Origin of the sequence: Escherichia sp. KCJ4928 (genome assembly GCF_004352695.1) — a bacterium.
Lineage (GTDB): Bacteria > Pseudomonadota > Gammaproteobacteria > Enterobacterales > Enterobacteriaceae > ECMA0423.
Genome location: NZ_SJWV01000189.1, coordinates 1 through 7,397, shown reverse-complemented (window position 1 = coordinate 7,397; position 7,397 = coordinate 1). Strand labels below are relative to the sequence as shown.

General features: G+C 47.4%; 5 protein-coding genes. 1 reads left to right on the top strand and 4 read right to left on the bottom strand.

The window, feature by feature from the left end; all coding sequences use genetic code 11:
- Nucleotides 1-70 precede the first annotated feature (70 nt).
- A complete protein-coding gene (ghoT, locus tag E0D98_RS19655; RefSeq protein WP_001173343.1) occupies nucleotides 71-244 on the top strand; it encodes a type V toxin-antitoxin system toxin GhoT in 174 nt (57 codons plus the stop codon).
- Between the two features lie 118 nt (nucleotides 245-362).
- On the opposite strand, the gene lysS is transcribed toward ghoT, so the two are convergent.
- The 4 genes from lysS to cadB all read right to left on the bottom strand — a co-directional run bounded on the left by lysS (nucleotide 363) and on the right by cadB (nucleotide 7,194).
- A complete protein-coding gene (gene lysS, locus E0D98_RS19650) occupies nucleotides 363-1,880 on the bottom strand; it encodes a lysine--tRNA ligase (RefSeq protein WP_001295074.1) in 1,518 nt (505 codons plus the stop codon).
- A 236-nt stretch (nucleotides 1,881-2,116) separates the two neighbouring features.
- Nucleotides 2,117-3,574 carry a dipeptide/tripeptide permease DtpC gene (gene dtpC / locus E0D98_RS19645; RefSeq protein ID WP_000856832.1) on the bottom strand — a complete coding sequence of 486 codons (1,458 nt, stop codon included), beginning with the start codon at nucleotides 3,572-3,574 and terminating at the stop codon, nucleotides 2,117-2,119.
- A 58-nt stretch (nucleotides 3,575-3,632) separates the two neighbouring features.
- Nucleotides 3,633-5,780: a lysine decarboxylase CadA gene (gene cadA, locus E0D98_RS19640; protein WP_001295383.1), complete on the bottom strand. Its 2,148-nt coding sequence runs from the start codon at nucleotides 5,778-5,780 to the stop codon at nucleotides 3,633-3,635.
- Between the two features lie 79 nt (nucleotides 5,781-5,859).
- A complete protein-coding gene (gene cadB / locus E0D98_RS19635) occupies nucleotides 5,860-7,194 on the bottom strand; it encodes a cadaverine/lysine antiporter (RefSeq protein ID WP_000092909.1) in 1,335 nt (444 codons plus the stop codon).
- Nucleotides 7,195-7,397 lie beyond the last annotated feature (203 nt).

Below are 7,397 nucleotides of genomic sequence, written 5' to 3'. Positions count from 1 at the left end.
CATTATGACAGTTGATGACTATTTCCGTCAGTTTTACAAGTAGCCAGGAAGGATAAGAAGAACATAAAAAATGGCACTATTCTCTAAAATATTAATTTTTTATGTGATTGGTGTGAACATATCCTTTGTCATTATCTGGTTTATCTCACATGAGAAAACACATATTCGTTTACTTAGTGCATTCCTGGTCGGAATAACCTGGCCAATGAGTCTGCCTGTGGCATTACTTTTTTCTCTCTTTTAGGAGCTGTAGTTGAGTGGACCCGCTGGTTATCGTGAAACGAAGCGTCTCTCCTCAAAACTGGATTTGCGGAACGACGAACGAAGCAGTCGCCTGACTGCTTCGTTCATTAAAGTGAAATTTATTTCTGTGGGCGCATCGCCGGGAAGAGAATAACGTCGCGAATAGTATGACTGTTTGTAAACAGCATAATCATTCGGTCGATACCAATACCCAGACCAGCGGTTGGCGGCAGACCATATTCCAGCGCAGTCACGTAATCTTCGTCATAGAACATGGCTTCGTCGTCACCTGCAGCTTTAGCGTTAACCTGTTCCTGGAAACGTTCAGCCTGATCTTCTGCGTCGTTTAATTCGCTAAAACCATTACCGATTTCACGACCACCGATGAAGAATTCAAAACGGTCGGTGATTTCCGGGTTAACATCATTACGGCGCGCCAGCGGTGACACTTCTGCCGGATATTCCGTAATAAAGGTTGGCTGAATCAGATGTGCTTCTGCCACTTCATCAAAGATCTCCGTGACAATACGTCCCAGCCCCCAGCTTTTCTCTACCGTAATTCCGATAGATTCAGCTAATGCTTTAGCAGCATCAAAATTATCCAGGTCGGCCATATCGGTTTCTGGACGATATTTTTTGATTGCTTCGCGCATGGTGAGTTTTTCAAACGGTTTGCCGAAATCAAACACATGCTCGCCATAAGTGACTTTAGTGGTACCCAGAACCTCTTGTGCCAGGGTGCGGAACAGGGACTCTGTCAGTTCAATCAAATCGTGGTAATCCGCATACGCCATGTAGAGTTCCATCATTGTGAACTCAGGATTATGGCGAACAGAAATACCTTCATTACGGAAGTTACGGTTGATTTCGAATACCCGTTCAAAACCGCCTACAACCAGACGTTTCAGATACAGCTCCGGCGCGATACGCAGGTACATATCTAAATCCAGAGCGTTATGATGGGTAATAAACGGGCGAGCAGATGCCCCACCTGGAATTACCTGCATCATCGGGGTTTCTACTTCCATAAAGCCGCGCGCGACCATGAACTGGCGGATAGCGGCCAGAATTTTTGAACGGACAACAAACGTTTGACGGGATTTATCGTTAGCGATGAGGTCCAGATAACGTTGACGATAACGGACTTCCTGATCCTGCAGACCATGGAATTTATCTGGTAAAGGACGTAGTGCTTTTGTCAGCAGGCGCAACTCAGTACAGTGAATGGAAAGCTCACCGGTTTGCGTCTTAAACAGCGTACCGCGGGCACCGATAATGTCACCCAGATCCCATTTTTTAAACTGATCGTTATAAACACCTTCTGGCAGGCTATCTCTTGCAACGTACAGTTGAATACGGCCACCGACATCCTGCAACGTTACAAAGGAGGCTTTCCCCATGATACGACGGGTCATCATTCGGCCAGCAACCGAGACTTCAATGTTTAAGGATTCCAGTTCCTGGTTATCCTTCGCATCAAACTCTTCGTGCAGCTGGTCAGAGGTATGGTCGCGGCGAAAATCATTGGGAAACGCCACACCTTGCTGACGTAGTGCCGCCAGTTTTTCGCGGCGATTTCTCAGTTCATCGTTAAAATCAATAGCCTCATTGGCTCCCCGTGTTTCTTGTTCAGACATTTTGGTTCCTCTAAATCCAGCTTTCAATTTAGCGTAGATAAAGAGACAGATCGGTACACTGTATTATCTGCCTCGACTATTAATAACTCAGTTTATCTTATCGAAACTAACGCTTACCTCAAGTTGATATCACTAATAAATAACCATCAAAATGGTTTAAATGACTTATTAATCTAGATTTGCTAGTGTTATAAACTGAAAGTTAATTTATTCATAACCAATTGTTTTTACGACAGTTAATCGTTGCTCTCCTGTATCATATTCGTCGGCGTGCTAAACAGAAAACGGGTAGCAAAGGCCAATACGACGATGATCGCGACACAAGCCAACGTCCACTCTCCCATCTGAGAAAAGAATCGCTGGTAAGCTGCAATTGCCATACCGCTAATTTGCGACTCTGTCGTCTGCTGTGCCACGACGCCTGCCAGCCAGTTGGCGACCGCGCCTGTTGCCAGCATATAGATCCCGGTTAATACGCCAGACATTTTCAGACGCGTGATTTGCGCAATCGCCACCGGGTCAATAAAGAGTTCGGCAAAGCCCATTAGCGCCAACCCGGATATCATCACGCCCATTGACGTTTGACCGTCAGCCGCTGCATGTCGGGCATCAAATGCCAACAACATAAAGCCACAAGCCATCAGCAGTAAGCCAAAGGCAAACTTCAGCCAGACGCGCAATGTTGAGTTGCCGCGGCTTTCTGGCGACGCCAGCCAGGCCAGTACAACCCCAGCGAGCATCACCGCAATTGCATTCACCGACTGGAATAGTGCTGTAGGTACTTCAATATTGAATGCCTGACGATTCACAAAGCGATCGATAAACAAGCTGATGGTACTGCCGCCCTGTTGTGCCAGTACCCAGAACAATGTCCCGACAAACATCAACAATACAATTTGCCAAAGAGCACGGCGATGTTCGGGGAATTTGATCATCATGCGGGCAATGATTTGTGCGGCAATGAGGCAAACGATCGCCAGCAAATATCCCGACCAGTCGTTCTCCAGCAGCAGGGTAAAAAATACTGGGGCTAAACAGAGCATCACCACTAACCAGCTCCATACTGGTAAGGCAAATTTCACGCTAGTGAGCGCTTTTTTATCCATACTACGCGTGGACTGGAAATGACGATGCCCGCTTAAGAAAATCAACAAACCGATAAACATGCCGCCACCCGCAAGGGCAAAGCCAACATGCCATCCATACCACTGAGCAGCCAGGCCGCAGGCGATTGGGGCGGCGATAGAACCGATATTGCCCGCAGCATACAGCAGCGAAAAACCGCCATCACGTCGATGATCGTTCTCGTCGTAGAGCTCGCCAAGCAAACAGCTGATGTTTGATTTGAATAAACCGTAGCCACAAATAATGATTGCCAGCGCCAGATACAGGCTAAAGGTTGAATTTGTATCAATGCCCAGCACCACATGGCCAAGGGTCATTAACAGCGCGCCGGCAATCACTGCAGTGCGGTTGCCGAGCAGGCGGTCGGCAAGCCAGCCGCCGAGAATAGGGGTAACGTAAACCAGAGAAGCATATGCGCTGAACAGGCTGATGGCATGGTTATCATCAAAACCAAGCTGATGGGTGAGATAGAGAATGAGTAAGGCACGCATGCCGTAAAAACTGAAGTACTCCCAGATTTGGATCGCCACGATATAGTATATCGCGCGCGGCTGTGAGGGTGTTTTCATGTGTTCTCCTTATGAGCAAAAAAGGGAAGTGGCAAGCCACTTCCCTTGTACGAGCTAATTATTTTTTGCTTTCTTCTTTCAATACCTTAACGGTATAGCGGCCATCAGCCTGACGGTATGCACCGTGAATATCGGTTTCAAAGCCCGGATAGTGAGCGCCGATTTCACACAGCATCTGCAGGAACTCCAGAACCGGACGGCTTTCTTCGGTGATCATTTCACCCGGCATTACCAGAGGAACTCCCGGCGGATACGGAAGGATCATATTGGCGTTAATACGACCTACCATTTCGTCGAGGTAAACTTCTTCGGTCATACCGTGCAGCTCTTTCTGGAATGCAGCATACGGAGTCATTACCATCGTCGGCAGCACTTCAAATGCGCGATACATCAGATCCGGCAGATTGTGGTGAACAATCAGTTTGTGGATATTCTGAGCCAGTTCCTGAATACGCATGTTTTCATAGAATTCAGGATCTTCACGATACAGAGACGGCAGCATGTTTTTCACACGCAGGTTCAGGTCGAACGCACGTTTGAAGTCAGTCAGAGCACGCAGCAGGCTCAGTGCTTTGGTCTTATCGATACCGATGCTGAACAGGAACAGCAGGTTATACGGACCGGTTTTCTCAACAACGATGCCATGTTCGTCGAGGTATTTCGCCACGATGCTGGCCGGAATACCAAAGTCGCTCATGGTGCCGTCTTTTTCCATCCCCGGAGTCAGCAGGGTGACTTTGATCGGGTCAAGATACATGTGCTCGTTATCGATGTTTTTGAAGCCGTGCCAGGTGCTGTCAGAACGCAGCGGCCAGCATTCAGTCGTATCGATATGATCCGGCTGCCATACATCAAAGAACCAGCCATCAGATTCCGTTCTCAGACGTTTGATCTCTTTACGGAATTTGATCGCACGTTCAATGGAACCGTTGATCAGACGTTTACCTGCATTGCCTTTCATCATCGCCGCAGCGGTTTCAGTGGACGCCACGATACCGTAGTGAGGAGAAGTGGTGGTGTGCATCATGTAGGCTTCGTTAAAGGTTTCTTCGTTTACGTCACCTTTAACGTGGATCATGGAAGCCTGAGAGAACGCCGCCAGCAGTTTGTGAGTGGACTGGGTTTCGTAAATCACTTTCCCTTCTACACGGCCACCGCTCATACCGCATTTACCTTCGTAAATCGGTGAGAAGTTGGTGTAAGGCACCCACGCGGAGTCAAAGTGGATGGATTTCACATCCAGTGTTTTCTTGATGAAGTCGGTGTTGTACAGCAGACCATCATAGGTAGAGTTGGTAATTACAGCATGTACCGGCCAGGTTGCGTTTGGTGTTTCTTTCACGCGCTTAGCAATGGTAGCGTGCTGGAATTCACTCTGTGGGATACCACCAAGAATACCGTAAGCGTTACGGGTCGGGCGGAAATAGATTGGCGTAACATCGCTCATCATCATCAGGTGGGTCAGCGATTTGTGGCAGTTACGGTCAATCAGAATGGTGCTGCCTGCCGGAGCAGAGTACATGCCAACAATTTTGTTCGCAGTGGAAGTACCGTTGGTCACCATGTAGCTGCGGTCTGCGTTAAAGACGCGAGCGATATACTGTTCTGCTTCTTTGTGTGGACCACTGTGATCCAGCAGAGAACCCAGTTCAGATACTGAAATGGAAATATCAGATTTCATGGTATTCGGACCAAAGAAATCATAGAACAGGCTACCTACCGGGCTTTTCTGGAATGCAGTACCGCCCATGTGACCAGGAGTACAGAAAGTATATTTACCTTCACGAACATATTTAAACAGTGCTTTAGTCAGCGGAGGCAGAATAGTGTTGATATATTCGTCAGTGGTCTGCTTGATCTTATTAGCAATATCTTCAGCAGCACCCAGCGCATATTCAAAGAAGCTAATCTGTAAACGCAGGTCATTCAGGCTTACATCGAGAGTGGAATACGTATTAGCGAACGCGTACAACGGCAGGTTCTCGTTCATTTTGCTAATTTCTTCGCACAGCTCGAGATTATATTTATCCCAGTCAAAAATAACGCCGCACAGACGCGCATTGTTTTCGATCAGTTTTAATAAGTCGTCACGGTCGTTCGGGTAAACAATCTGGAAGTTCAGACGTTCAAGCGCGCGATGAAGTTCACGGATGGGTTCTTCTTTAAAATAAACCCCCATGTGATTCAATATTGCAATAACGTTCATAGTCATATCTCCAGGTAAAAAAGGCCCCTCCCAACACATGGGACAAAATGAAAGGAGGAGCCTCGGAAAATACTTTTAATTAATGTGCGTTAGACGCGGTGTGGTTATCCATTGAGTGGCTCTGGCGCTCGTGCATTTTGCGAGCGTAGAACATCAGGATAATCAGGCTGACGATGAAGGTACCTGCCAGCTCGAAGGAGCTTGCGCCCATCAGCGCGATGAAGCAGAACACGCAACCCAGTACAGAGCAGATCAGGCTGACAAAGTTGCGGATGTTAACGCCTTCAAAACGAATCAGGTCAACGCAAGAGTAGAAGTACGGCAGCATAGTCAGCAGTACTGCGATACCGGTCAGTTCACCGAACAGGTCAGATGCTTTACCACCGGCAGAGTTCATCAGAGTGATGAGGATCATCAGGGCAGTCATTTTCACTGCAGCCAGCAGCAGACCTTTTTTCGGAATACCGTTGCTGTCGACTTCACCATAAACTTTCGGGAAGTTACCGTCGTTAGCGGCACGTACACCTGCCTGGCCTACCAACATCATCCAGGAGCCCAGAGAAGTCAGGCACGCAAAGGCGGTGAATGCAGAAACCAGCGGCGCAGCCCAGTTACCGAGGATAGTTGAAGCACTGATTGCAAACGGAGCACCGGAAGCCGCCATTACAGAAGACGGATACATACCGGAAAGCACCTGAGTCGCAGCGATATAAACAATACCTGCTAAACCAGTACCCAGCATGGTTGCCAGCGGAACGGTACGTTTCGGGTTTTTAACCATACCAGTACTTACTGCTGCGGATTCAACACCCACGAAGGCCCACAGGCAGAGCAGAATACTTTTAATGATCGCATGACCATCAGTGGTATCCGCAGTATTCCAGTTAGCTGCATAAGTTGCCGCATCAAACCAATGCCAGCCAACAATAGCAGTCATCACCACAGGAATAAGAACCAGCACCAGACCAATAGTGGTTAAACGGCTTACCCAAGTACCGCCGAGCATATTTACAAAGGTAAATACCCAGACGATAGCAATACAGGCGATACCCGCCGGAACAGGATCATTTAATACTGGGAAGAAGGTGGAAAGATAAGATACCGCGGTAATACCAATCGCCAGGTTACCAATCCAGTTAGCATGGTAATAAAGAACACCTGTCTGAAAACCAAATGCAGGGGAAATTTCTCCGGCATAAGCAATTGGGCCACCTTGTTGCGGGTTTTTTGTTGCCAGTCGGGCATATACATACGCCAGCGACATTGCACCAATAATAGAGATAATCCAACCCCAGATAGCAATACCACCGATACTTGCTAGGTTCGCAGGTAATAATGCAATACCGCTCCCCATCATATTACCGGCAACAACACCGGTACAGGCAAATAGCCCGATCTTCTTGGCAGAACTCATGCTCTTCTCCTAATTTCATTTTTGAATTTGGAGTCCGGGTCATGATGTATAACTATTTCCTGACCAGACCAAACTGGCGCTAAGATTACTCACGAAAAAAGGATTAATCCTAAAGATTAGGTGAAATAATACAAAAGTTTCTGTAAGTGAGAACTTGAGGTTTTTTATTAACACATCAGGATCGCAAGTTGATATCATGAAAA